Raw genomic sequence first — 25701 nt, forward strand, 5'->3', positions numbered from 1 at the left:
GCTGAGCAGCATCACGGGAGTTAGGTGTTACGCTGCGTCAGCTTGATGGGTGAAATAGGCTTTCACATCGGCATAGTTGCCTTGGAAAATGATGCGATCTTTTTTCTGGTTGAGCTGATAGTCATACATCGGGTCGTAGTAATCACGCACCATGGGCTCAAGCCATGCGTAGTGACCATCCACTTGTTCCGTTCTCGCCTGTGTTTTGAGCGCTTGATTGAGCGCCAATGAAAGCTGCTCGTAGCGCTCTAAGCCGAGGCGGCGACGTGTTTTAAACAAGCTTTGTTGCAGGTATTCACAATAGTGATGCCAGCCAGCTTCTTCGCCAAAGGCTTGCTGATATTGCTGGTGCATCTGTACCACATACTCTTGGCAAAGACGACCAAGGCGTACCCCGAGTGGATCGTCAATAACCACAATCTCGGCTTGTTCCATCTTATGATAGAGGCTCAGCGGTAGGTGGCTGGCGCCGATATTGCGGCCTTCATCCTCGACAATAAAGCTGCGAAAGCCTTGCGCATTGATCTTAAGTGCATCGATGGCCAGCTGGTTTTCAAAATTGATTTGGGTGCTTGGCGCATTGACAAATTGGCCAAAAGCAGAGCCACGGTGATGGGCTGCGCCTTCTAGATCCAATCCATTGGCAAGTTCGTTGAGCAAAATCGTTTTACCATTGCCACTATGCCCGCCAAGCACGACCAATGAATTTTGCTGCATTTGTCGCTCAAAATCATCAATCAAAAAGCGGCGCATCGCTTTATAGCCGCCAGGCACATAGCGATAGTCTAAGCCACTTTCTTTTAGCCAGCTTTGCGTGATTTGCGAGCGCATGCCGCCGCGAAAACAAAAGAGATAGCCCGTTGGGTGCTGCTCACAGAACTGACGCCATGCTTGGACACGCGCGGCTTTGATCTCGCCGTGTACCAATTGATGCCCCAAGGCAATCGCAGCTTCTTGCCCTTGCTGTTTATAGCAAGTGCCCACTTGCGCACGCTCGTCATCGGTCATCAGCGGTAAGTTGGTGGCGAGCGGAAAGCTGCCTTTTGAATATTCGATCGGTGCGCGGGTATCCATCAAAGGACGGTCATGCACAAAAATATCACGATAGATTTCAATCGGTTCGCAAGTCATGTTGTTGGGTTCACCATGGGTTGGTGCGCAATCAAAGGCGCAGGCATGAACAATAAAGCATGTCATGCAGAAAAACTGGGCAAGGATAGGGCGAAACGCACCTTGGCAATGTGACTTAGATCACAAAAAATGGGCATCTATGGCCAGCGGCGATAATTAGCGCTGCAATTCGCTGGTTGTGGTCAAAAATAATGGATGCGTGTGAATGCGATGTAGCGAGCTGTAATAAATATGTATGCAAAATGCGCAACTTAGCGGTAAAATTTGCCTCGATGAAATGACAGACGGCGGAAATGGGCGAATCTAATAGACTAATTTCGCAGCATTGTTTAACGTAAGTGCCGTTTACCTTGTGCTCATGGGCTAAATCAAAAAAGCGGAGCACCTACAACAATAACAAGCGCATTTTGTTCAAAATGATGTTCATCATGGCGTTGCCAAGCTTGTTCGGTCAACAATAGGGAAATTTCATGCCTACACAAAAACCAACCATTATTTACACCATCACTGATGAAGCACCAGCGCTAGCAACCTATTCGTTGCTACCTATGATTCAATCCTTTACGGCTTCTTCAGGCATTGATGTGGTGACTCGTGATATTTCGCTTGCGGGTCGTATTATTGCGAACTTCCCAGAATACCTCACGCCAGAACAGCGGATTGGTGATGCGCTCACTGAGCTTGGCGAATTGGCGCAAACGCCGCAAGCCAATATCATCAAATTGCCGAATATCTCGGCATCGGTTCCTCAGCTTAAAGCGGCGATCAAAGAGCTACAAGCCAAAGGCTATGCACTGCCTGATTACCCAGCTGAGGCGCTAACAGATGAGCAGAAAAAGGTTCAGGCAACCTACGATAAAATCAAAGGTAGTGCGGTGAACCCAGTGCTGCGTGAAGGTAACTCAGATCGCCGTGCACCACTTTCAGTGAAAAACTACGCGAAAAAGAATCCACATCGCATGGGCGCGTGGTCAGCCCATTCCAAATCACATGTTGCGAGCATGAGCCAAGATGATTTCTTTGGTAGCGAAACCGCAGTGACCGTCAACGGTGCAACTCAAGTGAGCATTCAGTTTGTCGGCCAAGATGGCAGCAAAAAAACGCTGAAAGCGCCGTTTGCCTTGCTGGATAAAGAGATCATCGACAGTGCTGTATTGCGCAAAAAATCTTTGGTCGCCTTCTTTGAAAAAGAGATTGCCGATGCAAAAGCTAAAGATGTGCTTTTGTCGCTGCATATGAAAGCCACCATGATGAAGGTGTCTGATCCGGTGATTTTCGGCCACGCTGTTCGCGTCTTTTATGCCGATCTCTTTACTAAACATGAGGCGCTTTTTGCCGAGCTGGGTGTGGATGTCAATAACGGTATTGGCGATGTATACACCAAAATGGCGCAGCTGCCACAGGCGCAGCAAGATGAAATTGTCGCAGATATCGCCGCAATTTATGCCAAGCAACCAGCGCTTGCAATGGTGGACTCAGATCGCGGGATCACCAACTTGCACGTACCAAGCGATGTGATTGTTGATGCATCCATGCCAGCGATGTTGCGCTCTTCTGGCCAAATGTGGGGTCCAGATGGCCAGCTCAAAGATACCAAAGCGATGATTCCAGATCGCTGCTATGCCGGTGTATACCAAGCGGTCATCGATTTTTGTAAAGCCAATGGTGCCTTTGACCCATCAACCATGGGTAGTGTGCCAAACGTCGGTTTGATGGCGCAAAAAGCTGAAGAGTATGGCTCACACGATAAGACCTTTATTCTCGATGCCGCAGGCCAAGTGCAAGTGGTGACGACACAAGGTGAGGTGCTGTTGTCTCAATCTGTGGAAGCGGGCGATATTTTCCGTATGTGTCAGGTCAAAGATGCACCGATTCAAGATTGGGTCAAACTTGCGGTGACCCGTGCGAAAGCTTCAGGTGTGCCTGCTATTTTTTGGCTAGATCAAAACCGCGCCCATGACGCTCAGCTGATTGAAAAAGTGAAAGCCTACTTACCGCAGCACGACACTACAGGTTTGGATATCCAAATCATGTCGCCAGTTGAGGCCACTTTGTTCTCACTTGAGCGCATTAAAGCGGGCTTGGATACCATTTCAGTGACCGGCAACGTATTGCGTGATTATCTCACTGACCTGTTCCCAATTTTGGAGCTTGGCACCTCAGCGAAAATGCTATCGATTGTCCCATTGATGAATGGTGGTGGCCTATTTGAAACTGGCGCTGGCGGCTCTGCACCTAAGCATGTGCAACAGGTTCAAAAAGAGAACCATTTGCGCTGGGATTCACTTGGTGAGTTCTTAGCTTTGGCAGCATCGCTTGAGCATTTAAGTGTGGTGACTGGCAATGCCAAAGCGCAAGTGTTGGCTGATACTTTAGACGCCGCGACAGGCCGCTTCTTGGATGAAAACAAATCACCATCACGCAAAGTGGGTGAGCTGGATAACCGTGGTAGTCACTACTACTTGGCACGTTTTTGGGCTGAAGCCTTGGCAAGCCAAACGCAAGATGCGGCATTAGCAACTGAGTTTGCACCAATTGCGAAAGCTTTGGTGGAAGGCGAGCAAGCCATTCTTGCTGAGCTTAATGGCGCGCAAGGTGTGGTGGGTGATTTAGGCGGTTACTACCAGCCTGATTTTGCTATGGTCTCAGCGCTAATGCGCCCAAGTGCGACGCTCAATGCTGTATTTGAGCGAGAAGCCTGCCTCGCATAATCGATACTTAACTGAATTTAAAGCCCTTCGATGAAGGGCTTTTTTTATGTCGATAAATTCAATTCATCCTGCTGCACTTTATATTGTTTTACACTATTTATTCGATTTTATAAGGTGAACGATTCGTTTGAATCTATTGTTTTTACCGTTTTCATCTGGATGGATGCGAACAAGCAATATTCAATCTCTATCGACGCAAGGAGTGTGACGGTGGCTGATTTTATGACAGCTTCGAACCTGCAAGATCTCAAAGTAGGTTTACACGAACAATCCACAGTGATTGTGATTCAAGATTTAGGTCTGGCAAAAAGTATCGCCTTGGTGCATCGCATCTCCAATGGGATGGTGATCGCGTCACTTTGCCTTTTTTCCTTAGCGCTTTTGTGCTGGCTTGGGGTTATTGAAACCCTCACCGGTTTATTTATCGGTTTTGCCTTTGAACTTATGCTGGTGGCTTTGGTGGTGGGCGTGCTCGGTGTTTCTGTGACGTTTGACTACAAGGGGTATCATCTAAAATGGCTTGAGGGTGAATACCGCGGTGAGTGGATGGGGCGTCATATGAATGTGGCGGCTTGTGCTGTGCTGCAAAAGTTGAGCCGCACAAAGCTTTAGCTCGCTAAAACGACAATGGTTAGATACTGCTATTGTCGTTAGATAAAGCCATAGTCGTTAGATAAAATGAGTGAGCATCGAAAAAACCACTGTTTATCTCGTGAATTTGATGTGTCGTCACGCATGGATTGCGCGCCAATCAGAGCTCAGTCGATAAAATAGAGAAAGGCACCCAATTGTGATTTTCACTGGGGTGCCTTTTGTTATATTGCCTTGATTCAATCAAGCATCAGGGATATGACAATGAAACTCAAATTAGCAGCCGTACTGCTTGTCACAAGCTTTGGCGTCCATGCGCAATCAACCGTCTACACACAAAAAATGCATGATCATACGATGAAAGTGATGATCGAAGAGATGGATGCTAGCGGCGTGACACAAAAACTATCAGAACTGTCAGGAAAGTCTGCCAAGCAGGTTCGTAGGATCTCAGAGAATGGTTTTGATCGCTGTATGAAGGTTTATATCAATAAAGATGCGAGCCTAATGGGTGATGCGGAAGATGCTAAAATCGAGCAGTGTTTTGAGACGCAAATGCTTAAGGGCTTTGGTATTGATAAGCAAACCTTAGTGCAGTGGGAGCAGGTGCTTGAATCGGATGACTCACTGCAAACCCCAGAAGAACAAGAGATAGCAGCTCTCGAAGCTGAGATGGAACAGCTGTTCGAGAAAGACGATTTGTCTGAGAAAGATATGGAAAAATTGAAGCAGCTACAGAAAAAGCAGACTGAGCTGATGATAAAAATGGCACAAAAATATCAAGCGCCTGAATAATCAAGTAGCTGAAGAGAAAAGCGCCTATAGGCGCTTTTTTTGTTTAAGGAAAGCTGCTCTGTATCTTGATGTATTTATCAACAAAACAGTAATGAGGCGGTCACAAATAGAACAAAACGCCGACATATTTTATAAAATGAGGCGTAACCTGAGTGCGCGACGATATAACAACCGCATTAAGGATTGAAAATGAATATGAAAGTCTATTTGCTGCTATTTTTCTCTATCATTTCTACTGCTTGTGTCGGCTCACCTTATACCTATCATGTTGATCCAACACCGCTTAAAGCGGGTGAGTCTCAATATGTGTTGGGCAAGGTGGATGTCAAACTAACACTGGGCGAAGGGGCGATTACAGGGGATAAAACTTTTGCGAACCAAGCACAATTAGAAGCGGAATTTCGCAAGGATTTAACTGCTGCAATGAAGGCGCAGGGGATCCTTGCTGAGCATCCACAATCTGCCGATGGCACCTTGGATATTCAAGTGGACTACACCCGTAACTTTAATAACGGTGGTAAATCTCTAAATAAACCTCATGTGAAACATGCGTTTATCATTCATCACGATAATGTAAGCTTGGTGTCTATGCCATATTGCGGCTCTTATACCACTGATTTCGGTTCATTTGCTGAAGTTGATGCGAATGCACAAATCGCAAGCTTTGAATGGAATGAAAAAGATGAGCCACGTGACATTCAGCTTATCGCAGAAAAAATCATTCAAGATGTTGTGAAAGTAGGGGATTAAGACGCGACTACCAAGCAGTCGACTTTGTCGAAATAAAAAACCGCCATGTAGAAGGCGGTTTTTTATTGGCTGCAATATGGCGCTGTTGCCTTACTCTGCTGTTTCAGATACTGCTTATGTTTATACACATCGAAAAAATAGTGATTTAACTTACAAATCAGTTAGTTGAATCTTCGGTTGGCGGTGTTGTTTTAACCGATTCACAGTTCCCATAATGAAAAGACATACACTGAAAGTTAGGCAAGGATGTCACGCGATAAGCGTCATAGGGGGGAATATGGAAATCAGTGCGTGGATGACAGAGCAGCACACCATTTGGAATTTAATTATTTCGCTGCTGCTGGGCGCGATTGTAGGCACGCAGCGCGGTTGGGTGATGCGCAATAGCCAAGATGGCAGTCGCGTCGCCGGTATTCGTACTTTCTCGCTGGTGGGGCTACTTGGCGGTTTAGTGGGTATCTTAGGCCATTTACTATCGCCATTATTAATTGGCTTTGTATTGATTGCATTAGTGCTGCTGGCATGTATCGCCTTTTTTATTCAGCAGAAAAAGAGCGACGATATCAGCATTACTGGAGTGGTGAGCCTGATGGTCACCTATGTACTGGGCGTGCTGGCGGTCTCTGGACAAGTGGTGCTGGCCGCCGCGGCCGCGGTGATCACCGCCTTGGTATTGGATAATAAAAAAGAGCTGCACCAGGCACTACAAAAGCTGCAAGCCTATGAGTTGGATGCAGGCTTGCGTTTATTGCTGATCTCCATCGTATTGTTACCACTTTTGCCGAATCAAGGATTTGGTCCATGGCAAGCGCTGAACCCCTATGAGATTTGGTGGATGGTGGTGCTTATCGCCAGTATCTCTTTTGTCGGTTATTTTGCGATTAAAATTGGCGGCGCCAAGCGCGGCATTCTCTTTACCTCTGTGTTTGCTGGTTTAAGCTCATCAACAGCGCTGACCTTGCAATTTTCACAGCTCTCACGTGAGCAAAAAAGTATCAGTCCACTGCTTGCCAGTGGCATTTTACTGAGCTGCGGCACCATGTTCCCACGTTTAGTGATTGTGCTTTCCGTGATCAATCCGCAGTTAGTCAAACTACTATGGCCTGTGGTGCTGGTGATGATGATTGCGCTTTATTTGCCCGCATGGTGGATTTGGCGCACCAGTGATGTGGGGCTGGTGGAGCAGCCCAAGGAGCAAAGTAATCCGCTAGCGTTACAATCGGCGTTATTCTTTGGGGTGATATTGGCCTTGATTATGCTGCTCTCACACTTGTTATCAGACTGGTTTGGTAGCGCGGGGACTTTGATTTTAGCCGCGCTCTCAGGCATTACTGATGTGGATGCTATCTCCTTGGCTTTAGGCCGGCAAAGTACCCAAAGTTTGGCGGTGAGCACAGCTGCACTGGGTATTTTGATTGCCGCCTCAGTAAACACCTTCGTTAAAATGTGCATGGTGATCAGCATCGGTGATACTGCGCTCTGGCGACGCGTGATGCCAGTCATGCTTGGCTGTATTGCAGCAGGTGCTGCAACCTTTGTATTACTGAGAGCGGTTTAATTTAGCTTTGTTAGGCATAAAAAAACCGCCCGAAGGCGGTTTTTTTATGATCAATTATTTCATTTTGAGAAAGGATTGAATTCCATCGGTTCGCTTTTTTTCTTCATGGAAGATACTGATAATCTCTGACATTCCCAATAAAAATCGCCCTGCTGCTGGGGTGTGCCATCCTTTATTTGTTTGGTTACTTCTTGAGAGCGCTTTGATTTACTACAGTTAGCTTTGTTTACTTCTGGCATTTCATGTTCGCCACAACCAATCATAAAGATTGAAAAAACAGCAGCTAAAATGATTTTTTTCATAAACATATCCATTGTTGATGATCATAAAATTCGTCGCATCATACCCATACCACCATAAATCTGAACGAGATCCTGTGATGAGGTATGTAGAACGCGTGCATTAATCGAGATATATCAAATATCGGTTATGTAAAATAGATAGATGAGGTGGTTATTTTGTGCGGCTATACAAACTATTGGTATAGGGATTTGGAGTTAAAAGAAAATATAAGCATATTTTTATCTATGTAACGCGATCTTATTCAAGAGTTAATTCTTAATTGTGATATAGGTCAAACAAGATATCTGGCATAGATATCTATTTTGAATCTTCTGTGGATTATCTTGAGGAACCAAATGGTAATTGTGAACTATTTCATGCTGTAACACTACCTTACTTTAGTTAGACTATTTTAGTGTAACATTTGACGTGAAGAGGTCAGGATGAAATCGATTAACTTCTCTATAGGGCTAATATTATTTTTAACATGCGCTGCGCATGGCCGCGATCTACCTTTTGAGATTACACGCAATGAAACAAGAATAAATATTCAGCCGGACTTAACTTACACTTTAACTGAAGATGGTGTGATAACTACAACAACAAAGGATCCATGTAAGAAGAAAGGGTTGATTCGAATTTCTCAGCCATCAAGTCACGTTGCCATGTGTTATGCAAAAGACTACAAGTCAGCCTACATCATTGCTCATGAGAAGACGAAGGAAATACCGTTTGATTTGATTAATAAAACGGGTTTCAAGCTGCAGTACCCTTATATTATTGCTGATGGTATCTATCGTGATGGTCAAAAATATATTCAGGTGTATAACATTGATACTAAACTAAGTGATTTTTTCCCTAAGTCAATACATGACCCGGTTATGTCGAGTGTGTTTTATGATGATGTCGCTAGAACATTTTATTTCAGCAATGAAAATGAAATATATAAAAAGAATAATCATGAACCAGCGAGTAAAATTTCAGAACTAGATAATTTTTTAATTTTTCGTCATTCAGTCAAAAAGATAATATACAACCAAAACTTAAATGTAATTGCGATTATAAGTGATTATGGAACACGTGGACCTAGAAAAGTGATGTTAAATCTTATTGATGTCAGTAAAGGGGCGGTATTTACTTTTGAACTGTATAAAAGCACTTCAGGTGCGATTTATTCTGTGGTGCCAGATGGGAATGGCTTTACCTATCATTGTATAGATATTAATACAGGAGATTTTATTTATGGAGATGTGCGATGGGAATTACCTTAAATTGTTATGGAAATGACTCATAAAAAAACCGCCCGAAGGCGGTTTTTTATAACTGGCGCGGTAATCAATTACATACGCTCTAGGGTTTCGATACCCAATAGGTCTAGACCTTGTTTTAGGGTCTTGGCGGTGAGCAATGCCAGTTTCAAGCGGCTTTGTTTCACGGCTTCGTCTTCTGCATTCAAAATGGTGCAGGCTTCGTAGAAGCTTGAGAACAGACCGGCAAGTTCGTAAAGGTAGGCACACATCAAGTGTGGTTGGCCTTCACGTGCAACATTTTGTACCGCTTCTTCAAACTGAAGAAGTTTCGCGATCAGCGCTTGCTCTTTTTCATCAGTGATTTGAATCTCGCCAGTCAATTCTGACTCAGCAATACCCGCACGTTTGAAGATTGAAGAAACACGCGCGTATGCATATTGCATATAAGGCGCGGTGTTGCCTTCAAAGGCCAGCATGTTGTCCCAGTCAAAGATGTAGTCCGTGGTACGGTTCTTTGAAAGGTCAGAATATTTCACGGCAGCCATGGCCACTGCGGTTGCGATTTTCGCTTTCTCATCGCTGTCCATGTCTGGATTTTTGCTGTCAATCAGCTTAGCTGCGCGCTCTTGAGCTTCGTCCAATAGGTCAACCAAACGAACGGTACCGCCAGCGCGGGTCTTAAATGGACGACCATCTTTACCCAGCATCATACCAAAGGCATGGTGCTCTAGAGAGACGGTTTCAGGCACATAACCAGCTTTGCGCACGATGGTCCACGCTTGCATCAAATGTTGGTGCTGACGTGAATCGATGAAATAAAGTACGCGATCAGCGCCCAGCGTTTCGTAGCGATATTTCGCACAGGCGATATCAGTGGTGGTGTAGAGGAAGCCGCCATCGCGTTTTTGTACGATCACGCCCATGGCTTCGCCATCTTTGTTTTTGAACTCTTCCAAGAACACGACTTGCGCGCCATCATCTTCAACCGCGAGGCCTTTGGCTTTTAGGTCGTTCACGATTTGTGGCAGCATGTCGTTGTACATGGACTCGCCCATTACGTTGTCATTGGTCAATGACACGTTCAAACGGTCGTAGTTGCGTTGGTTGTGAGTCATGGTGATATCCACCAATTGGCGCCACATATCCAAGCAGTATTGATCGCCGCCTTGTAGTTTCACCACGTAACCACGTGCGCGCACTGCAAATTCTTCATCTTCGTCGTAGCGCAGTTTTGAGTCGCGATAGAAAGCTTCAAGATCGCTCAGTTCCATAGAAACTTCGCCAGACTCTTGTTGTACACGCTCAAGATTGGCAATCAGCATGCCAAATTGCGTACCCCAGTCACCGATGTGGTTGGCACGAATCACTTTGTGGCCCAAGAACTCAAGGGTACGCACAACGGCATCACCAATGATGGTGGAGCGAAGGTGACCGACGTGCATCTCTTTGGCGACGTTTGGTGCTGAATAGTCAACGACGATGGTTTGCGCATCAACGGCAGTCACGCCAAGCTTGCTGTCTGTAAGTGCGGCATCTGCCTGTTTAGCAAGCCATGCTTTGTTCAGGAAGATATTGATAAAACCAGGGCCCGCGATTTCAACTTTTTCTGCGATGCCATCGAGGTCCAAGTGATCGATCACTTGTTGCGCAATTTCTCGCGGATTGCGACCAAGTGCCTTGGCTACGCCCATCACGCCGTTGGCTTGATAGTCACCAAACTGTGCTTTTGCAGATTGACGAACAGCAGCGGCGCTGCCTTCAGGTGCGCCTGCAGCGAGCAGCGCTTGTTCTACTTTGTCGCTAATTAATGATTGAATATTCACTTGCAAACCCTTGTATTCACTTGAACGTATCCAGTGAATGAATCTTTGTAATTAAAATCTAAAGAGACAAATGTCCCCATCGACGGGCACCAACAGCCACACTTTTTGGCAAAGTCTGGGGGTGCTGCTTAAATATGCGTTGAGCGAAAGCTCAAGATAGTCACTAATCATACCCAAAGAAAGGGCAGTCGCGCCATGGGCAAATGGTGGATTGCACCTTTTTTTTCGCTTTTTTTCCCATGCATTTTACAATGCGCAATTATTCAAAAATATTCGTGACTGTAAAACTATGTCTCAACCATCATTGATTGCTCAGCTGACCGACTCATTACCTACCTTTGCTACGCGTTTGCAGGCCTTATCCCGCTTGTTGGGTTTACCCCTTGCTACGATGCAGCCTGACCATATAGCCCTTCGCGTCAATGATAATGCCTTAGCGCAAAGCTTGTTGACCCATTGGCAAGATTGCAGTGATGTTTTAAGCGACCAGATCATCAATGGTCGCCCCATTTATGTGTTGGCGATGCGTGAGCCTGTGACATTTGGCCCTTGGTCAACGGATGTCGTCGAGCTGCCTTTTGTTGGAGGCAAAACCTACCCAGAAGAGGGCTGGGAGCATGTTGAGTTTGTCATTGAAAGCGGCGCGCAAACCCCTGAGCAACTGTTAGCTGATTTGCAGATGCATTTTACCGCCTTTTACGAAAATTGGCCTTTGCTCAAAGCCCTTGGCGTGAAGGTGAAGCTCAGCTCACCGAGCGGTGAAGGTGAGCGGTTAGCCAATCCCACTGTCGCGTTTTCTTATCAAGGCGTGTGCATCAAACTGCACCCACATGCATTACGTGATGTGATTGCTAGCGAGCAAGCTGAGGCATAGCTTCAAGTTCATTCGGTCGATTTTGAGCGAAAAGCTTCGAAGAGGCGTTTTCCCCTTTGATTGCGCCTTGGCGCTGGGTATCTTGTTTGCATAAGCGGCAGGATGCCGCGAAAGATTTACGTATGTCGGGAACACATGTAAATCGGTGCAAAAGTACAAGATGCCATGGGTCAAGAGAAAGCGCAATCAGGGGCCAGTTCTTTGCTTACTTTCTTGCTGGCCAAGAAAGTAAGGCGCGCGCAGCGACATGCTTAAAAATGAAGGCGCATCCTCTGCGCCTTCATTTAAATCGTTAGTTTAATCCCGCAACCGCCGTTTTGATTCGTTTCACGGCTTCTTCTAAAAGCGCTCTTGTGCAACCAAAATTCAAGCGTACAAATTTGCTGTTACCAAAGTCACTGCCGGGTGACATACCGACGCCTGCCTTTTCAAAGAACAGAAATGGATTGGCGACAGGGAGGGCGCTGGCATCAATCCATGCCAAATATGTGGCATCAAATGGATGCAAAGTCAGGCCTTCAATTTGGTTGATTTCACGCAGCAGGTAATCACGGTTACCGCGCAGGTAATCGAGCTGCACATCGAGCCATGCTTGTCCTTTGTCATAGGCCGCCTCTGCTGCGGTGTAGGCCAGCACATTGAGGCTTGGCACAATGCCTTGGCGTGTGCGGGTAAAGCGCGCGCGAAGCGCTGGATTTGGAATAATCGCAATGGAGGCACCCAAGCCTGCGATATTAAAGGTTTTGCTCGGTGCGATAAGTGTCACGCTACGCTGCGCAGCATCTTCATTGAGACTGGCAAAGGGAATATGTTTGGCATCGGGCGACAAAATCAGATCGCTATGAATCTCGTCACTGCACACCAGTAAATCATGTTTTTTGGCAAAGGCATGCACTGCTTCAAGTTCCTCTCGGCGATAAACCGTGCCACCTGGATTGAGCGGATTACAAAATTGCAGCAACTTGGTTTGCTCTGTGATGCTCTGTTCAGCCTGATTTAAATCCATCAACCAGCGGTTGTCAGCTTGCAAGGTCACAGGGGCTTTAATCAGTTCGCGCTCCGCCAGTTTGGCTGAAGAGACAAAAGGCGGGTAGATAGGGCTTGGGGTCATAATGCTTTGCGCACTTTCGGTGAGTGCGCGTGCGGCCAAATTCAAACCACAAACCAAACCGGGCAAATAGACTAACCAATCGGCTTCAATGGTCCATTGATAGCGCGTTTGCATTCGCTCAATAATCAATTGGGTGAGGTGTTCAGGTGCATGGCCATAGCCAAAGACGCCGTGGTCAACGCGTTGATGTAGCGCTTCAATGACTGCCGGTGGCGAGCGAAAATCGGTGTCAGCCACCCACATTGGCAAAATATCTTGGCCTGCATATTTTTCCCACTTGTCACTTTGTGTGTGACGGCGCTCGACCACTTGGTCAAAATCAAAAAGGGTGGACTCAGTCATCTGTACTTCCCTATGTCTGGATGGCTACTTTCAAACTAGACTAACAAATTTTGCGCAAAGGAAAAGCGAAAAAATCGACAAACAAAGAGCGAAAGGCTATGCAATATAGCCATTAGTTATAGCGATTTAGAATCCTGATTCGAGATGCCTGTGGTATGGAGAGAGCGGATAACAATGATGCGTAATCAAAGGGTTATAAAGGGGTATTGTGACCAATAAAAAAAGAGCTCCTTAGAGCTCTTTTTCAACATGACCAAAATGGTGGGCGGAGAATTCGACCCGCTCTTTGGCGGTGCGGGCTGGCCCTTCATAACCCAGTCGCTCGATAAAACGCAGGCGAGGTAATAAGCCTTGACCGTTAGCGGTTTGAATCGCCAAGCCGGGACGCGCATTGAGCTCAAGTACCATAGGACCGCGCTGTTTATCGAGCACCATATCGGTACCGATATAACCAAGTCCGGTCATCTCCCAGGCGCTAGCGGCAAGCTCCAGTAGGCGAGGCCAATGCGGCACGGTTAACTCTTTGAGCGCGCGACCTGTATCTGGATGATGGGTGACAGGTTGGTTAAATTGCACTGCGCGAAGGGCGGTACCTGTGGCTAAATCAATGCCAACACCCACAGCACCTTGGTGTAAGTTTGCTTTACCATCAGAAGCGGCAGTGGATAGGCGCATCATCGCCATGACAGGGTAACCTTTAAACACGATCACGCGAATATCGGGTACACCTTCATAACTAAAGCCATCAAAGACATCATCAAACTCAATGAGCGACTCAATGATCGCCACATCGTTTTTACCACCCAGACTAAACAAGCCCGCCAGGACGTTGGTGACATGGCGCTGAATATCGATGCGATCGACTGTGCTGCCAGATGGTTTGGTAAAGACGCCATCTTGATGATGAGTGATCACCAAAATGCCTTTACCGCCACTGCCTTGCGCCGGTTTAATCACAAACCCCGCATGCTCGGGCAGCATATTGAAGATATGACGAATATCCCCTTGATTGCTGATCACCCCAAGTAGTTTGGGCACAGTCGCCCCCGCTTTTTCGGCAATCTGCTTGGTTTTGAGTTTGTCATCCACCAATGGGAATTTACTGCGGTCGTTATATCGGCTAATAAAGCCGATATTACGTTGGTTCATGCCCATAATGCCTTTTTTGCGTAATTTCGCAGGCGTGGTATAGCGGTCAAAAATATAGCGATTAAGTAAGCGTTGCAGCATAACTTAATCCTCAGCCAGTGGCTTAAAGCGGCGCAGTTCTGTTAAGCGATAACCTGTGTAGTTACCCAAAATCAGAATCAAAGCCAGCACCACAAATTGCAGGCCGATAAAGTTAAAGGTGAGATGGCGAACGATATCTGAAGTCATCGCCATATAGACCAAGACTGCAGTCAGTAGCGAGCCACCACCTTGCTTAATGACTTCTTTGGCGCCTTCCTCTTCCCATAGAATGGACATACGTTCAACGGTCCATGACAAAATGATCATTGGGAAGAAGGTGATGGTTAAACCTTCGTTGAGACCGATTCTAAAGGAGATTACGGTAAAGGCGGCGATGATAAAGATCACGCTGATAATGACCGCTGATATTCGCGCGACTAACAGTAAGTTCAACCGTGAGAGGTAGGAGCGAATGACCAAGCCTGTGCCGACAATCAAGAGGAAACCGATGATCCCGGTGAGCAGTTGTGTTTGCACAAAGGCTACGGCGATCAGCACCGGCATAAAGGTACCAGAGGTTTTCAGCCCCACGATGATGCGCAGGAACACCACAATCAATGCACCAATTGGGATCAGCATGATGGTTTTAAACATCGCTTGCTCTTCAATGGGCAGGCTATGAATCGAGAAGTTCAGTAGACCTTCAAGCTTGACGAGCTCATCAGTGGCTTGCTGCGGGGTGATCTCTTGAGTGATCATTGAAAACCAAATTTCACTATTGCGACCACCAACGACATCGAGTAAGGAATGTCCACCTTGGTTCCAAATAATTTGATGCGGGCCTTTACCTTGTTTGCCGGTCATTGGGTCAAATAGGTGCCAGGTTTTGCCATCCCATACTTGAATCATATCGTCGATGCTTTGACGACGACGGCCATCTTCTAAATTGAGTACGCCCACAATACGCGCTGGAATTTTCTCAAGCGTGAGCAAATCAAAGATCGCTTTGACCTGCGAATGGCTATTGAGAAGCAAGGCTGCGTTTTGGTTATCCGGATTGTTGAATAGTTTGATCAACTCACGGGTAAAGGTGGCGTTGTCTGCAGACTGATCTTTGGCAATGGTGATCAGCGCTTCTGAAGCGGTCATTTGTGGCGCAGTGAGACTGACCACAGGGAATTGTCCTGATGGCGGTTCAAAAATATCGCGCGCTTGGTTATCGGCAAGGAAAGTGGCTTTAAAGAAAAGTTGTTGTTTGCCGGTTGCTTCGCGTTTGGTCCACTCAGTGCGTGGACCATGACCGTTATGCACTTGCGCAACACCATAACCGGGTGATGAAGTCGACTCATCAATCAGAATATAGCCTGCTTGCTTTTGCGGTGTGGCCATAGAAACTTTGACGGGATCGCCATAGCTATCAAATTCAATACGGGCTTCAACTTCCCATACTTCGCGGCTTTCGCCGGGAGTCCAAGGTACACCATAAACATCGTGGCGGTACCAACTCATGGCGAGGCCAACCACCACCATGATGAAAATTGCAATATAAAAGGGGACGCGTGAGGTCATAGCGCTTGTTATTTGGTCTCAGCCGGAGCTTTTTCGCTGGGCTTTGGTTGTACAAATTGACGGCTTACGTCGACAATGGCGATATCTTTGAAAAACTCACGACCGAGCAATACGGCATATTCCATATGAGAGCGGTCGGCGAGGGTAAATTGTGCTTTTTCATGCACGCTGCCAAGGCGAATCCAAGCTTCAACCACAGGGCGACGCTCTACTTCTTCTGCCGAGGCTTGTTTGATTTTGACCCAGCGAACCAAAGGGGCTTCGACAATGGTCGGTTTACCTTGGTCATCAGCATGGCTCAAACTAAAGCGAATCCAAGTGGCGCCGTCGCGCTCAAATTCTTGAATATCTGTAGCATTAAGAGATGAAGTGGTGGCGCCGGTATCGATACGGGCTCGGTAGCTTTGCTTGGCAAAATCAACCCAAACCCACTCTTTGGAGCCGATGATGATTTTACCTTTGAGCTCAGCGGGGAGTTCAACGCGAGGTGCAGGAGGCACTTGATTGGAAGATTGTGCTTGTTGGGAGGCTTCCGTTTGCTCTTTGAGCTGGACAGTCGTTCGTTGTAAATGGAATAAGCGCTGATTGAGGCTCGCTAATTCTTGTTCCAGCGCTTCAATTCGATTGTTTTGCTGGACACTATTGGCTTCCATTGCGGCGCGGTTTTCATCCAATGACCGTTGTAGATTGGTTTCTAACTGGGTCATGGCCGCGAGCGTTTGCTCGTGTGCTTGTTGCGAGAGAAGCGTGCAGCCAGAGAAAAGCGGTAGCAATAAAAAAGGCAGACTGCGCCGTAACATCAAGATCTCCCAAGGGTTATCGTTAAACTCGAAGCATTATACGCAATCCTTCGAGTTTGATAATGGCTATCACGGTTTTTTTGCAATTAAAATTGCACGTTTAGGTGCCGGATAACCTTCGATTGTTTTGCTTGAATCATTTGGATCCAAATAATCAGGCAATGACTGATTGCGCATCCATGCCGTACTGCGTTGCTCATCGGTGCTGGTGACACATTCATCAACAATACGCACATCCACAAAGTCACATTTTTCAAGCCACAACTTGAGTGCTTTTGCCGATGGGAAGAACCATACATTTCGCATTTGGCCATAGCGGTCGATGGGCACGAGTACATCGCTTTCATCGCCATCAATGACCAATGTTTCCAATACCAGTTCACCCCCAGAGGTTAATTGGTCACGCAGCTGAAGCAGGTGATCAATAGGTGAACGACGATGGTATAACACACCCATGCTAAACACTGTGTCAAAAGCGTGTGAAGGAGTGAGTTGTTCGATGCCAAGTGGTAATAAATGCACCGGACGCTCGCGTCCAACCAACTGTTTGACTGTTTCGAACTGCATTAAGAACAGTGCTGATGGGTCAACGCCCACTACCATTTTGGCTTCTTCACCCAGCATTCGCCACATGTGGTAGCCATTTCCGCATCCCACATCTAAGACATAACGCCCTTTTAGTGGCGAAAGGTGCGGCAAAACGCGATCCCATTTCCAATCAGAGCGCCATTCAGTATCGATATGCACGCCGTGGAGATGGAATGGGCCTTTACGCCATGGGTGAAAGCTTTGCAGCAGATTCTCAAGCTTGGTTTGTAAACCTGCGCTTAACGGCTGGTCATATTGGCAGGCAACTTGCGTTTTTAGATCCACTTGGTCAGCGCTTTCATAGCTGGCGAATTTACGCAACACACGCAGCCACTGCGGCATATCACCATGGCGGTTGTCTTGGATCCAGCCTTCAAGCTCAGATGGCAATGTGGTGAGCCATGGGCTCAGGCGGTTTTTGGCAATTTGCTGATAAAAGTCAGAAAAATCGATCATGGGTTCAGTCCAATCGGGCGCTTGTGCAGGCCAAATCTGGCCTGCGGGCAAAAAATTGAGTTATTTAATGGCGAACATGGAGCCAAAGTTAAAGCATTGGAACCAAGTTTCGCTGTGGCTAAAGCCAAGGCGCGCAAAGCGCTGATGATGTGTTTGTGTGCTGTCAGGGCGCATCACATTTTCTAAGGCGCTGCGTTTTTGACTGATCTCAAGCTCGCTGTAGCCATTGGCACGCTTAAAGTCATGGTGGAGATCAATCAGTAGCTCATTGCTGGTTTCATCGGCAAAAGTGAACTTCTCCGACAAAATTAAAATGCCGCCTGGGTTGAGACCCTGATAAATCTTCGCCAGTAGTCGCTCGCGATCATCAGGGTTTAAAAATTGCAGGGTGAAGTTCAATACCACAACGCTGGCGTTTTCGATGCTGATATCGCGAATATCCGCCTCAATCACGGTGACTTTGGTGTCAGCGCGGTAGTTTTGGATATGACGCTGACAGCGCTCCACCATGGCACTGGAGTTATCCACGGCGATGATATGGCAGTTATCTACTTCGATATTGCGGCGCATGGACAAGGTGGCCGCGCCTAGCGAGCAGCCAAGATCGTAAAGGTTGCTGTCAGCCGTGGCAAAGCGCTTGGCAAGCATGCCAATGGCCGAAATGATATTGCTATAGCCCGGGACCGAGCGTTGAATCATATCGGGAAAAACTTCAGCAACATGAGCATCAAAGGTGAAATCACCCATTTTCTCAATCGGGGCAGCAAAAAGCTGATCTTTAGCGCTAGTGCGGTGCATGTTGAAACCTTATCAAGCCGCGTCAAAAGGGCGCGTATTGTAGAGAAAAAGATGGCCTTTGTCATGGCATGCAGTGGGAGATTCCGTTTTCTCTCAAACCATGGCACAGTGCCAGATCACAGCAATGGCGAAAAAAGCAGCATCCAGTGCGCAAATTTTTCGCCCGAGGATTTTTTCCATTATACTACCTTGTCTTTTTTCTCAAGAAGCTGGTGTTTGGCGATTATTTAAACAGTACTGGGATGGTCTGCTATGTCCCCAGTACATTAAATAAACAAATGTTGCCAAAACCGCCTTTATTAACCGTTGGAAATTTCATCATGCGTACCCAGTATTGTGGTCATCTAAATGCGTCTCTTGCAGGGCAAACTGTAGAGCTTTGTGGTTGGGTTAACCGCCGTCGCGATCTTGGCGGTCTTATTTTTATCGACATGCGCGATCGTGAAGGCATTGTTCAAGTGGTGATTGACCCAGATATGGGTGATGATTTTGAAACCGCGAACCAGCTTCGTAACGAATTCTGCATCAAAATTGTGGGTGAAGTGCGTCTTCGTCCTGAAAGCCAAATCAACAAAGATATGGCAACTGGTGAAGTAGAAGTGCTTGCCAAAGGCATCAGCATTATTAACCGCAGCGCGCCGCTACCACTTGATTTCAACCAAGTGAACACCGAAGAGCAGCGTTTGAAGTATCGCTACCTTGACCTTCGTCGTCCTGAAATGAGCGATCGCTTGAAAATGCGCGCACGTGCAACCAGCTTTGTTCGTCGTTTCTTAGATGAAAATGGTTTCTTGGATATTGAAACCCCAGTGTTGACCAAAGCGACCCCTGAAGGTGCACGTGACTACTTGGTTCCAAGCCGCGTTCATAAAGGCAGCTTCTATGCGTTGCCACAATCACCTCAGCTATTTAAGCAGTTGCTGATGATGGCGGGCTTTGACCGTTACTACCAAATTGTAAAATGTTTCCGTGACGAAGATTTGCGTGCAGACCGTCAGCCAGAATTTACCCAAATTGATATCGAAACCTCTTTCATGAGCGCAGAGCAAGTGCGTGAGAAAGCGGAAACTATGATTCGTGACATGTGGCAGTCGCTTTTGAATGTTGATCTGGGCGATTTCCCAATCATGCCTTATAGCGAAGCGATGCGTCGTTATGGTTCAGATAAACCAGACCTTCGTAACCCACTTGAGATTGTTGACGTTGCTGATCTACTGAAAGATGTCGATTTCAAAGTATTCGCTGATCCAGCCAATGATCCAAAAGGCCGCGTTGCGACCCTTTGTGTGACCGGCGGTGCGTCACTTTCACGTAAGCAATTGGATGATTACACCAAGTTCGTTGGCATTTATGGTGCCAAGGGTATGGCTTGGTTGAAAGTAAACGACAAAGACGCAGGTTTTGAAGGTATTCAATCGCCTGTAGCGAAGTTCTTGACCCCTGAGATTGTGGCTGAACTACTTGCGCGTACCAATGCACAAACTGGCGATATTCTTCTGTTTGGTGCAGATAGCGCGCGCGTTGTGACTGAAGCTTTGGGTGCATTGCGCTTGAAAGTTGGTCTTGACCTCGAGTTGACTGATTTGGCGGCTTGGAAACCACTTTGGGTGGTTGATTTCCCAATGTTTGAACAAGATGAAGAAGGTGGTTTGCACGCGATGCACCACCCATTCACAGCGCCGACTTGTAGCGTTGAAGAGCTTCAAGCAAACCCTGCAGTGGCAAACTCAGATGCCTATGACATGGTGTTGAATGGCTATGAAGTGGGTGGTGGCTCTGTGCGTATTCACAACGCCAGCATGCAATCAGCTGTATTTGAAATCTTGGGTATCAATGAACAAGAGCAACGTGAGAAGTTTGGCTTCTTGCTTGACGCACTTCAGTTCGGTACGCCGCCACACGCAGGCCTTGCCTTTGGTATGGACCGTTTGGTGATGCTCCTTTGTGGTACGGATAACATTCGTGACGTGATTGCATTCCCTAAAACCACGGCCGCATCTTGCTTGATGACAGATGCACCAAGCCCAGCAAGCCCAGCAGCGCTAGAAGAGCTTGCATTGAGCATTATCGCCGCGAAAAAAGAAAACGCAGGCGAATAAAAACGCCAAATGAAAAAGGGGGCAAATTTGCCCCCTTTTTTTATTTTATTTGATCCCATATTCGCCACAGACGAGCGGTGAGTATGCTGCTATTTTATGAGAGAAATCATTTGTTTGTTGAATCGGCAGTGATGCCTAAAAATAAAGGAGCGAATCATGGCTGGCCATAGTAAATTTGCCAACATTAAGCACCGAAAAGCTGCGCAGGATGCCAAGCGCGGTAAAATTTTCACCAAACTTATTCGTGAGATTGTGGTGGCAAGTAAAGAGGGGGGCGCAGAGCCTGAAAATAATCCTCGCCTACGGGCTGCAATCGACAAAGCGCTATCCAATAATATGACCCGTGACACCATTAATCGTGCGGTGAGCCGCGGTGCTGGTGGCGAAGGCGATGATAATATGGAAACCGTGATCTATGAAGGTTATGGCCCTGCGGGTACAGCGGTGATGGTGGAGTGCATGACCGACAACCGTAACCGAACTGTGTCTGGTGTGCGCCATGCGTTTTCTAAAGCGGGTGGCAATTTGGGCACCGATGGCAGCGTGAGTTATCTCTTTGAGAAAAAAGGGGTGATCTCCTATGCGCCGGGTCTAGATGAAGACGCCGTCATGGAAGCTGCGCTTGAAGGCGGCGCCGATGATGTTGAAACCAATGATGATGGCAGCATCGATGTATTGACCACGCCTGCTGAGTTTGGGCCGGTGAAAGATGTACTGGATGCCGCAGGTTTTACCGCTGACAATGCTGAGGTGACTTTGGTGCCATCCACAAAAGCAGATCTGGATGCGGAAACTGCACCCAAATTGCTGCGTTTGATTGATGCATTGGAAGATTTAGATGATGTACAAGAGGTCTACCACAATGGTGAGATCTCAGATGAAGTGGCAGCAACATTAGAATGAGTATTATCTTAGGGATTGACCCAGGTTCTCGTATTACCGGTTATGGCGTGATTCGCCAACAAGGTCGCCACCTGACCTATTTGGGCAGTGGCTGTATTCGTACCAATGTCACTGAGCTGCCACTGCGCTTAAAGCAAGTGTATGCCGGTGTCAGTGAAATCATTGCGCAGTTTCAGCCTGATGCCTTTGCCATTGAGCAAGTGTTTATGGCGCGCAACGCTGATTCTGCGTTAAAACTTGGTCAAGCACGGGGCAGTGCGATCGTTGCCGCGGTTAATCATGACTTACCTGTTTCAGAATATGCCGCGCGTTTAATTAAACAAGCCGTAGTGGGTACAGGGGCTGCCGATAAATCGCAAGTGCAGCAGATGGTGATGTCGATGTTGAGCTTACAGCAAAAACCACAAATTGATGCCTCAGATGCCTTAGCTGTGGCTATTTGTCATGCACACACCAACCAAACTTTATTGTCATTGGCTGGCCAAGCCAGCGGTTCACGCCGCGGTCGTTATCGTTAGTGGTAGTGCACGTATACGTGTGTGAATACAGTGATGAAACCATCGTGATTTAAGCAATAAGCATGATTTAAATAATAAAAAAGCCGCATTAGCGGCTTTTTTTATTACAAACAGAGCATTACCATTTTTTCTTCGGCTGGAAGAGCTCATCAATATCGTTTTTAGTGCTTGCTTCCATCTGCTCGCGTTCCACATTATTTTGCTGCGCACGTGATGCTGAAAGCTCATCAAACATCATTTGTAGTTTTTCACGGGCTTGCACGGAGTAGCTGTCGTTTTTGGTAGCGACAAGTTCGAGCGCTTTTTTCAAAAGCTGCTGCGCCGTACCGATTTGGCCTTTTGAGTGGGCTTCGCGTGCACGTTTAATGACGTTTTCAATATTGATCTTGATTTGCATCACTTCAAGGCGACCCAACTCTGCAACATAGGAAGCAGTGGCAATGTTGCCTTTAGAGTGCTCGGTGCGCACCACAGTTTTTAAACGCTTCACCAATTGCAGTAGGGCGATGGCTTGGCGATCCGTATTGGGCACTTTAAATGGTTGACCATCACCGTTATAGGTTTGCTTGAGCTGCTCAATTTGTGATTCAAGGTTGCTAATACGAACTGGAAGGCTGCGATCTTTTGGCGCAATAGAACGCATCTCTTTGAGCGCATCAACAATTCGCATATTGAGACACACCAGAAGATCCTTGCTAAAAGGAATATGGTTGGCGCTACCAATGAGCTCTTCGGTTGCATCAATGATGGCGGTGTACTTTGCCATCTCTTTGCGTTTGTTGGTAGCAACACGTTCCCGTTGCTGAACGATGAGGTTATACCCCACGATCAGAATGAACAGCACTACGATAAGAGAAACAATAAGAATGGTATTCATGAAGCGCTTCTTGATTCCTTAACCTTCGCTCAATTAGCCTTTACCATACCCTAACAGGGGGGTGTGCGCCCAGAGCAATGTATGTTTTGTCTGCATTATCACACCATGTTACTGGATTGGTAAGAAAAAAGAGGATTAATTCTCACGAAAATGATTAATCGCGTGACCTCCATATGCTTTTTCGCTATTAATAGCCGCTACACATTGGTGATACTGTTGCCAATCTCTCCCATAAACGCTGAAGTTTTAATTGCGAAGACAAGGATGTACAACCAGTTATGAAATTACAGCAGCTGCGATATATCGTCGAGGTGGTCAATCACAACCTCAATGTTTCGGCGACCGCCGAAAGTTTGTACACCTCACAACCAGGCATTAGTAAGCAAGTACGCATGCTGGAAGATGAGCTGGGCATCCAGATTTTTGAGCGCAGTGGTAAGCATCTTACCCACGTCACACCTGCCGGTGAGGCCATTGTCGATATCTCTCGAGATATTCTTGCGCGCGTGAATAGCATTAAGTCGGTTGCTGGCGAGCATACGCATCCTGAGCGCGGTACGCTGCACATTACCACCACCCACACGCAAGCACGTTATGCACTACCACCAGTGATTCAAGGCTTTACTGAGCGCTATCCTCAAGTGGCATTGCATATGCACCAGGGAACGCCAAGTCAAATGGCCGAGTCGGTGGCCAAAGGGGGCGCTGATTTTGCCATCGCGACAGAAGCCCTGCATCTTTATAACGATGTGGTGATGCTGCCTTGTTATCACTGGAATCGCTCCATTGTAGTGCCCAAAAACCATCCTTTGGCGCAAAAATCCAATATCTCGGTAGAAGATTTAGCCGCCTTTCCATTGGTCACTTACGTCTTTGGTTTTACAGGTCGCTCTGAGCTTGATGTCGCTTTTGGTAAAGCAGGTCTTACGCCACGCATCGTATTTACCGCGACGGATACCGACGTGATAAAAACCTATGTACGTCTTGGTATGGGGGTTGGGGTGATCGCATCCATGGCCATTGATAAAAAGCTTGATAATGATTTGGTGGCCATTGATGCCAGTCATATTATTGATGCCAGTACCACCAACATCGGTTTTCGTAAGGGCTCTTTCTTGCGTACTTATATGTACGATTTTATCGAGCGCTTTGCCCCGCATCTAACACGACCTGTGGTGGAAGAGGCGATTGGCAAAAAGAACAATCAAGAAGTGGCCGCGATGTTTGCTGATATCGAGTTGCCAATTCTCTAATGTGACTATCTACCTCGCTATCTAAAAGCCTCGTTTTACGAGGCTTTTTGTTTTTTGCATTCAGGGTGCTGAATTTCCATGCGGCCGTCACAATATCAAAGCCCTATTGACTGATTTATTGATTGAGCTTGCTGTTGAATATTGAATCCGTACAATCCTTGATAACCCCATTTATGAGTATGGCTATGACAGATTCATCGGATCTTTTTTCTCGCTTTAATGTGCTGGACCAGTTACTGAGCCAAACGCAAAATCTTTGGCAGCAGCGTCCCTTTCATTGGCTAGATTTACCGTGGCGTCAAACGCATCCTGCGCTTTGTACATGGCTCGATGAATTGTCGATGGCTGATCTTCAAGCCCTAAAAGAAAGCGATAGCTTGATGTCTGTGCTGCATGCATGGATCCCTGAGCTGTCATTGCTGCACTATTTCAGTGAGCTACCCACCATTTCACCGCAACATATCACACTGCCTGCGCGTATCGAGACTGGCGTACCCGGTCGAAAATGGCAGCAGGTTTGCGCTTTTGCAGGTGCGCTAACGCAGCCACATCCAAGACCTTGGCTAGAGTGGTGCGCAGGGAAAGGTCATTTGGGGCGTGTCCTTGGCATGATGAGTTCGCAGCCTGTGGTGAGCTTAGAGTGGCAAAAAAAACTGTGTGATGATGGCAATCAAATGGCTGAGCGTGATGGCGTCGCGCAAACATTTGTTCATGGTGATGCTTTTAGTGATTCGGGTCGTGCGCTTTGTCAAAGCGCGCAAAGCGCAGTGGCGCTTCATGCCTGCGGCGATCTGCATGTCACTTTGATTCAAGCTGCCAGCCAAGCGAAAACGCAACATATTGCCATTTCCCCTTGTTGTTACCATTTGATTCAATCTCCGCGTTATCAGCCACTTTCACAAGCAGCGCAGCAAAGTATGCTGGTACTTGAAAAGGCGGATTTGAAACTCGCCCTGCAAGAAACCGTGACCGCCGGACAGCATACTCAGCGCAAAGGTGCGCTAGAGGTGAGCTATCGTCTCGGCTTTGATGCCATGCAGCGCCACGCGCTTAATCACGATAGCTATATGCCGCTACCCAATGTGCAAAAATCTTTGCTACAAGAAGGTGAAGCAGGTTTTGCTGATTTTTGCCGTTGGGCGGTGGCACAAAAAGCTGTGGCGATTGATTTAGATGATTACGACTTGGCAGCATTTTTAGCGCAAGGGCAAGCACGCGCAGCCTTGGTTGCAAAAATGGAACTGATTCAGCAGGTCTTTCGTCGCCCATTAGAGCTTTGGCTTTGTTTGGATCGTAGCTGTTATCTTGAAGAGCAAGGCTATCAAGTTACGCTCTCAACCTTTTGTGAGCGTGCACTGACACCGCGCAACATTTTGATTGAAGCGACCTTAATTTCATAACCCTATTGTTTATTAGACGGTTGATTGGACGGGTTGCTTCTTGGGACTGGCC

General features: G+C 47.0%; 22 protein-coding genes. 12 read left to right on the plus strand and 10 right to left on the minus strand.

Features of this window, described 5'->3' with window-relative positions; translation table 11 throughout:
• Window positions 1-27: 27 nt before the first annotated feature.
• Entirely contained in the window at window positions 28-1131 is a 1104-nt protein-coding gene (gene mnmH, locus L9P36_RS05050; RefSeq protein WP_237465438.1) for a tRNA 2-selenouridine(34) synthase MnmH, read from the minus strand.
• A gap of 470 nt (window positions 1132-1601) precedes the next feature.
• Here mnmH and L9P36_RS05055 point away from each other — a divergent pair, with 470 nt between their 5' ends.
• The 5 genes from L9P36_RS05055 (at window position 1602) to L9P36_RS05075 (ending at window position 7536) form a co-directional block, all read left to right on the plus strand.
• Entirely contained in the window at window positions 1602-3842 is a 2241-nt protein-coding gene (locus tag L9P36_RS05055; protein WP_237465440.1) for an NADP-dependent isocitrate dehydrogenase, read from the plus strand.
• A 210-nt stretch (window positions 3843-4052) separates the two neighbouring features.
• Entirely contained in the window at window positions 4053-4454 is a 402-nt protein-coding gene (locus tag L9P36_RS05060) for a hypothetical protein (protein ID WP_237465442.1), read from the plus strand.
• A 243-nt stretch (window positions 4455-4697) separates the two neighbouring features.
• Entirely contained in the window at window positions 4698-5228 is a 531-nt protein-coding gene (locus L9P36_RS05065; protein ID WP_237465444.1) for a hypothetical protein, read from the plus strand.
• Window positions 5229-5417: 189 nt separating this feature from the next.
• Window positions 5418-5978: a hypothetical protein gene (locus L9P36_RS05070; protein WP_237465445.1), complete on the plus strand. Its 561-nt coding sequence runs from the start codon at window positions 5418-5420 to the stop codon at window positions 5976-5978.
• A 277-nt stretch (window positions 5979-6255) separates the two neighbouring features.
• Window positions 6256-7536: an MgtC/SapB family protein gene (locus L9P36_RS05075; RefSeq protein WP_237465447.1), complete on the plus strand. Its 1281-nt coding sequence runs from the start codon at window positions 6256-6258 to the stop codon at window positions 7534-7536.
• A gap of 59 nt (window positions 7537-7595) precedes the next feature.
• Here L9P36_RS05075 and trbK read toward each other — a convergent pair whose 3' ends face one another.
• Complete coding sequence (gene trbK / locus L9P36_RS05080; protein ID WP_237465449.1) at window positions 7596-7838, minus strand: entry exclusion lipoprotein TrbK; 243 nt, start codon at window positions 7836-7838, stop codon at window positions 7596-7598.
• Between the two features lie 423 nt (window positions 7839-8261).
• Here trbK and L9P36_RS05085 point away from each other — a divergent pair, with 423 nt between their 5' ends.
• Window positions 8262-9089 (plus strand): hypothetical protein, encoded by an 828-nt coding sequence (locus L9P36_RS05085; RefSeq protein WP_237465451.1) that lies wholly within the window; start codon window positions 8262-8264, stop codon window positions 9087-9089.
• Between the two features lie 68 nt (window positions 9090-9157).
• On the opposite strand, the gene argS is transcribed toward L9P36_RS05085, so the two are convergent.
• The gene (gene argS / locus L9P36_RS05090; protein WP_237465452.1) at window positions 9158-10891 is read right to left on the minus strand and encodes an arginine--tRNA ligase; all 1734 of its coding nucleotides are present in this window, start codon (window positions 10889-10891) and stop codon (window positions 9158-9160) included.
• Window positions 10892-11180: 289 nt separating this feature from the next.
• Between argS and L9P36_RS05095 the strand changes: the two genes are divergently transcribed.
• Window positions 11181-11765 (plus strand): VOC family protein, encoded by a 585-nt coding sequence (locus L9P36_RS05095; protein ID WP_237465454.1) that lies wholly within the window; start codon window positions 11181-11183, stop codon window positions 11763-11765.
• A gap of 292 nt (window positions 11766-12057) precedes the next feature.
• Here the strand turns inward: L9P36_RS05095 and L9P36_RS05100 are convergent, their stop codons facing one another.
• From L9P36_RS05100 to cmoA, 6 genes are all read right to left on the minus strand, one after another.
• Entirely contained in the window at window positions 12058-13218 is a 1161-nt protein-coding gene (locus L9P36_RS05100; RefSeq protein WP_237465456.1) for a MalY/PatB family protein, read from the minus strand.
• Between the two features lie 231 nt (window positions 13219-13449).
• Window positions 13450-14448, minus strand: coding sequence for an alpha-L-glutamate ligase-like protein (locus L9P36_RS05105; RefSeq protein ID WP_237465458.1), 999 nt, complete (start codon window positions 14446-14448; stop codon window positions 13450-13452).
• A gap of 3 nt (window positions 14449-14451) precedes the next feature.
• Entirely contained in the window at window positions 14452-15957 is a 1506-nt protein-coding gene (locus L9P36_RS05110; protein ID WP_237465460.1) for an inactive transglutaminase family protein, read from the minus strand.
• An 8-nt stretch (window positions 15958-15965) separates the two neighbouring features.
• The gene (locus tag L9P36_RS05115; protein ID WP_237465462.1) at window positions 15966-16757 is read right to left on the minus strand and encodes an ATP-dependent zinc protease family protein; all 792 of its coding nucleotides are present in this window, start codon (window positions 16755-16757) and stop codon (window positions 15966-15968) included.
• 69 nt (window positions 16758-16826) lie between these two features.
• Window positions 16827-17801 (minus strand): tRNA 5-methoxyuridine(34)/uridine 5-oxyacetic acid(34) synthase CmoB, encoded by a 975-nt coding sequence (cmoB, locus tag L9P36_RS05120; protein ID WP_237465464.1) that lies wholly within the window; start codon window positions 17799-17801, stop codon window positions 16827-16829.
• Window positions 17802-17861: 60 nt separating this feature from the next.
• The gene (gene cmoA / locus L9P36_RS05125) at window positions 17862-18599 is read right to left on the minus strand and encodes a carboxy-S-adenosyl-L-methionine synthase CmoA (RefSeq protein WP_237465465.1); all 738 of its coding nucleotides are present in this window, start codon (window positions 18597-18599) and stop codon (window positions 17862-17864) included.
• Between the two features lie 320 nt (window positions 18600-18919).
• On the opposite strand from cmoA, the gene aspS reads away from it, so the two are divergent.
• The 3 genes from aspS (at window position 18920) to ruvC (ending at window position 22119) form a co-directional block, all read left to right on the plus strand.
• The gene (aspS, locus tag L9P36_RS05130; protein ID WP_237465467.1) at window positions 18920-20698 is read left to right on the plus strand and encodes an aspartate--tRNA ligase; all 1779 of its coding nucleotides are present in this window, start codon (window positions 18920-18922) and stop codon (window positions 20696-20698) included.
• A 156-nt stretch (window positions 20699-20854) separates the two neighbouring features.
• Window positions 20855-21601, plus strand: a complete 747-nt coding sequence (locus tag L9P36_RS05135; RefSeq protein WP_237465469.1) for a YebC/PmpR family DNA-binding transcriptional regulator — start codon at window positions 20855-20857, stop codon at window positions 21599-21601.
• On the plus strand, window positions 21598-22119 hold the full coding sequence (ruvC, locus tag L9P36_RS05140; protein ID WP_237465471.1) for a crossover junction endodeoxyribonuclease RuvC: 522 nt from the start codon (window positions 21598-21600) through the stop codon (window positions 22117-22119). Before L9P36_RS05135 ends, ruvC begins: the two co-directional genes overlap by 4 nt.
• Window positions 22120-22237: 118 nt before the next feature.
• Here ruvC and L9P36_RS05145 read toward each other — a convergent pair whose 3' ends face one another.
• Window positions 22238-22996 (minus strand): DNA repair protein, encoded by a 759-nt coding sequence (locus L9P36_RS05145; RefSeq protein WP_237465473.1) that lies wholly within the window; start codon window positions 22994-22996, stop codon window positions 22238-22240.
• A gap of 278 nt (window positions 22997-23274) precedes the next feature.
• Here L9P36_RS05145 and cysB point away from each other — a divergent pair, with 278 nt between their 5' ends.
• Both cysB and L9P36_RS05155 read left to right on the plus strand, forming a co-directional pair.
• The gene (gene cysB / locus L9P36_RS05150; RefSeq protein WP_237465475.1) at window positions 23275-24249 is read left to right on the plus strand and encodes an HTH-type transcriptional regulator CysB; all 975 of its coding nucleotides are present in this window, start codon (window positions 23275-23277) and stop codon (window positions 24247-24249) included.
• 185 nt (window positions 24250-24434) lie between these two features.
• Entirely contained in the window at window positions 24435-25649 is a 1215-nt protein-coding gene (locus L9P36_RS05155) for a methyltransferase (protein ID WP_237465477.1), read from the plus strand.
• The last annotated feature ends 52 nt before the right edge of the window (window positions 25650-25701 follow it).

It is taken from the genome of Vibrio stylophorae (assembly GCF_921293875.1).
GTDB classification, from domain to species: Bacteria; Pseudomonadota; Gammaproteobacteria; order Enterobacterales; family Vibrionaceae; genus Vibrio_A; species Vibrio_A stylophorae.

What these genes read in the sequence shown, in the direction of transcription:
- cysB (WP_237465475.1), top strand. Translation starts at nt 23,275, where the DNA reads ATGAAATTACAGCAGCTGCGATATATCGTCGAGGTGGTCAATCACAAC.
- trbK (WP_237465449.1), bottom strand. Translation starts at nt 7,838, where the DNA reads ATGAAAAAAATCATTTTAGCTGCTGTTTTTTCAATCTTTATGATTGGT.
- L9P36_RS05155 (WP_237465477.1), top strand. Translation starts at nt 24,435, where the DNA reads ATGACAGATTCATCGGATCTTTTTTCTCGCTTTAATGTGCTGGACCAG.
- L9P36_RS05145 (WP_237465473.1), bottom strand. Translation starts at nt 22,996, where the DNA reads ATGAATACCATTCTTATTGTTTCTCTTATCGTAGTGCTGTTCATTCTG.
- L9P36_RS05085 (WP_237465451.1), top strand. Translation starts at nt 8,262, where the DNA reads ATGAAATCGATTAACTTCTCTATAGGGCTAATATTATTTTTAACATGC.
- L9P36_RS05115 (WP_237465462.1), bottom strand. Translation starts at nt 16,757, where the DNA reads ATGTTACGGCGCAGTCTGCCTTTTTTATTGCTACCGCTTTTCTCTGGC.
- aspS (WP_237465467.1), top strand. Translation starts at nt 18,920, where the DNA reads ATGCGTACCCAGTATTGTGGTCATCTAAATGCGTCTCTTGCAGGGCAA.
- L9P36_RS05105 (WP_237465458.1), bottom strand. Translation starts at nt 14,448, where the DNA reads ATGCTGCAACGCTTACTTAATCGCTATATTTTTGACCGCTATACCACG.
- L9P36_RS05075 (WP_237465447.1), top strand. Translation starts at nt 6,256, where the DNA reads ATGGAAATCAGTGCGTGGATGACAGAGCAGCACACCATTTGGAATTTA.
- L9P36_RS05110 (WP_237465460.1), bottom strand. Translation starts at nt 15,957, where the DNA reads ATGACCTCACGCGTCCCCTTTTATATTGCAATTTTCATCATGGTGGTG.
- L9P36_RS05065 (WP_237465444.1), top strand. Translation starts at nt 4,698, where the DNA reads ATGAAACTCAAATTAGCAGCCGTACTGCTTGTCACAAGCTTTGGCGTC.
- cmoB (WP_237465464.1), bottom strand. Translation starts at nt 17,801, where the DNA reads ATGATCGATTTTTCTGACTTTTATCAGCAAATTGCCAAAAACCGCCTG.
- L9P36_RS05135 (WP_237465469.1), top strand. Translation starts at nt 20,855, where the DNA reads ATGGCTGGCCATAGTAAATTTGCCAACATTAAGCACCGAAAAGCTGCG.
- cmoA (WP_237465465.1), bottom strand. Translation starts at nt 18,599, where the DNA reads ATGCACCGCACTAGCGCTAAAGATCAGCTTTTTGCTGCCCCGATTGAG.
- mnmH (WP_237465438.1), bottom strand. Translation starts at nt 1,131, where the DNA reads ATGACTTGCGAACCGATTGAAATCTATCGTGATATTTTTGTGCATGAC.
- ruvC (WP_237465471.1), top strand. Translation starts at nt 21,598, where the DNA reads ATGAGTATTATCTTAGGGATTGACCCAGGTTCTCGTATTACCGGTTAT.
- L9P36_RS05095 (WP_237465454.1), top strand. Translation starts at nt 11,181, where the DNA reads ATGTCTCAACCATCATTGATTGCTCAGCTGACCGACTCATTACCTACC.
- L9P36_RS05100 (WP_237465456.1), bottom strand. Translation starts at nt 13,218, where the DNA reads ATGACTGAGTCCACCCTTTTTGATTTTGACCAAGTGGTCGAGCGCCGT.
- L9P36_RS05070 (WP_237465445.1), top strand. Translation starts at nt 5,418, where the DNA reads ATGAATATGAAAGTCTATTTGCTGCTATTTTTCTCTATCATTTCTACT.
- L9P36_RS05055 (WP_237465440.1), top strand. Translation starts at nt 1,602, where the DNA reads ATGCCTACACAAAAACCAACCATTATTTACACCATCACTGATGAAGCA.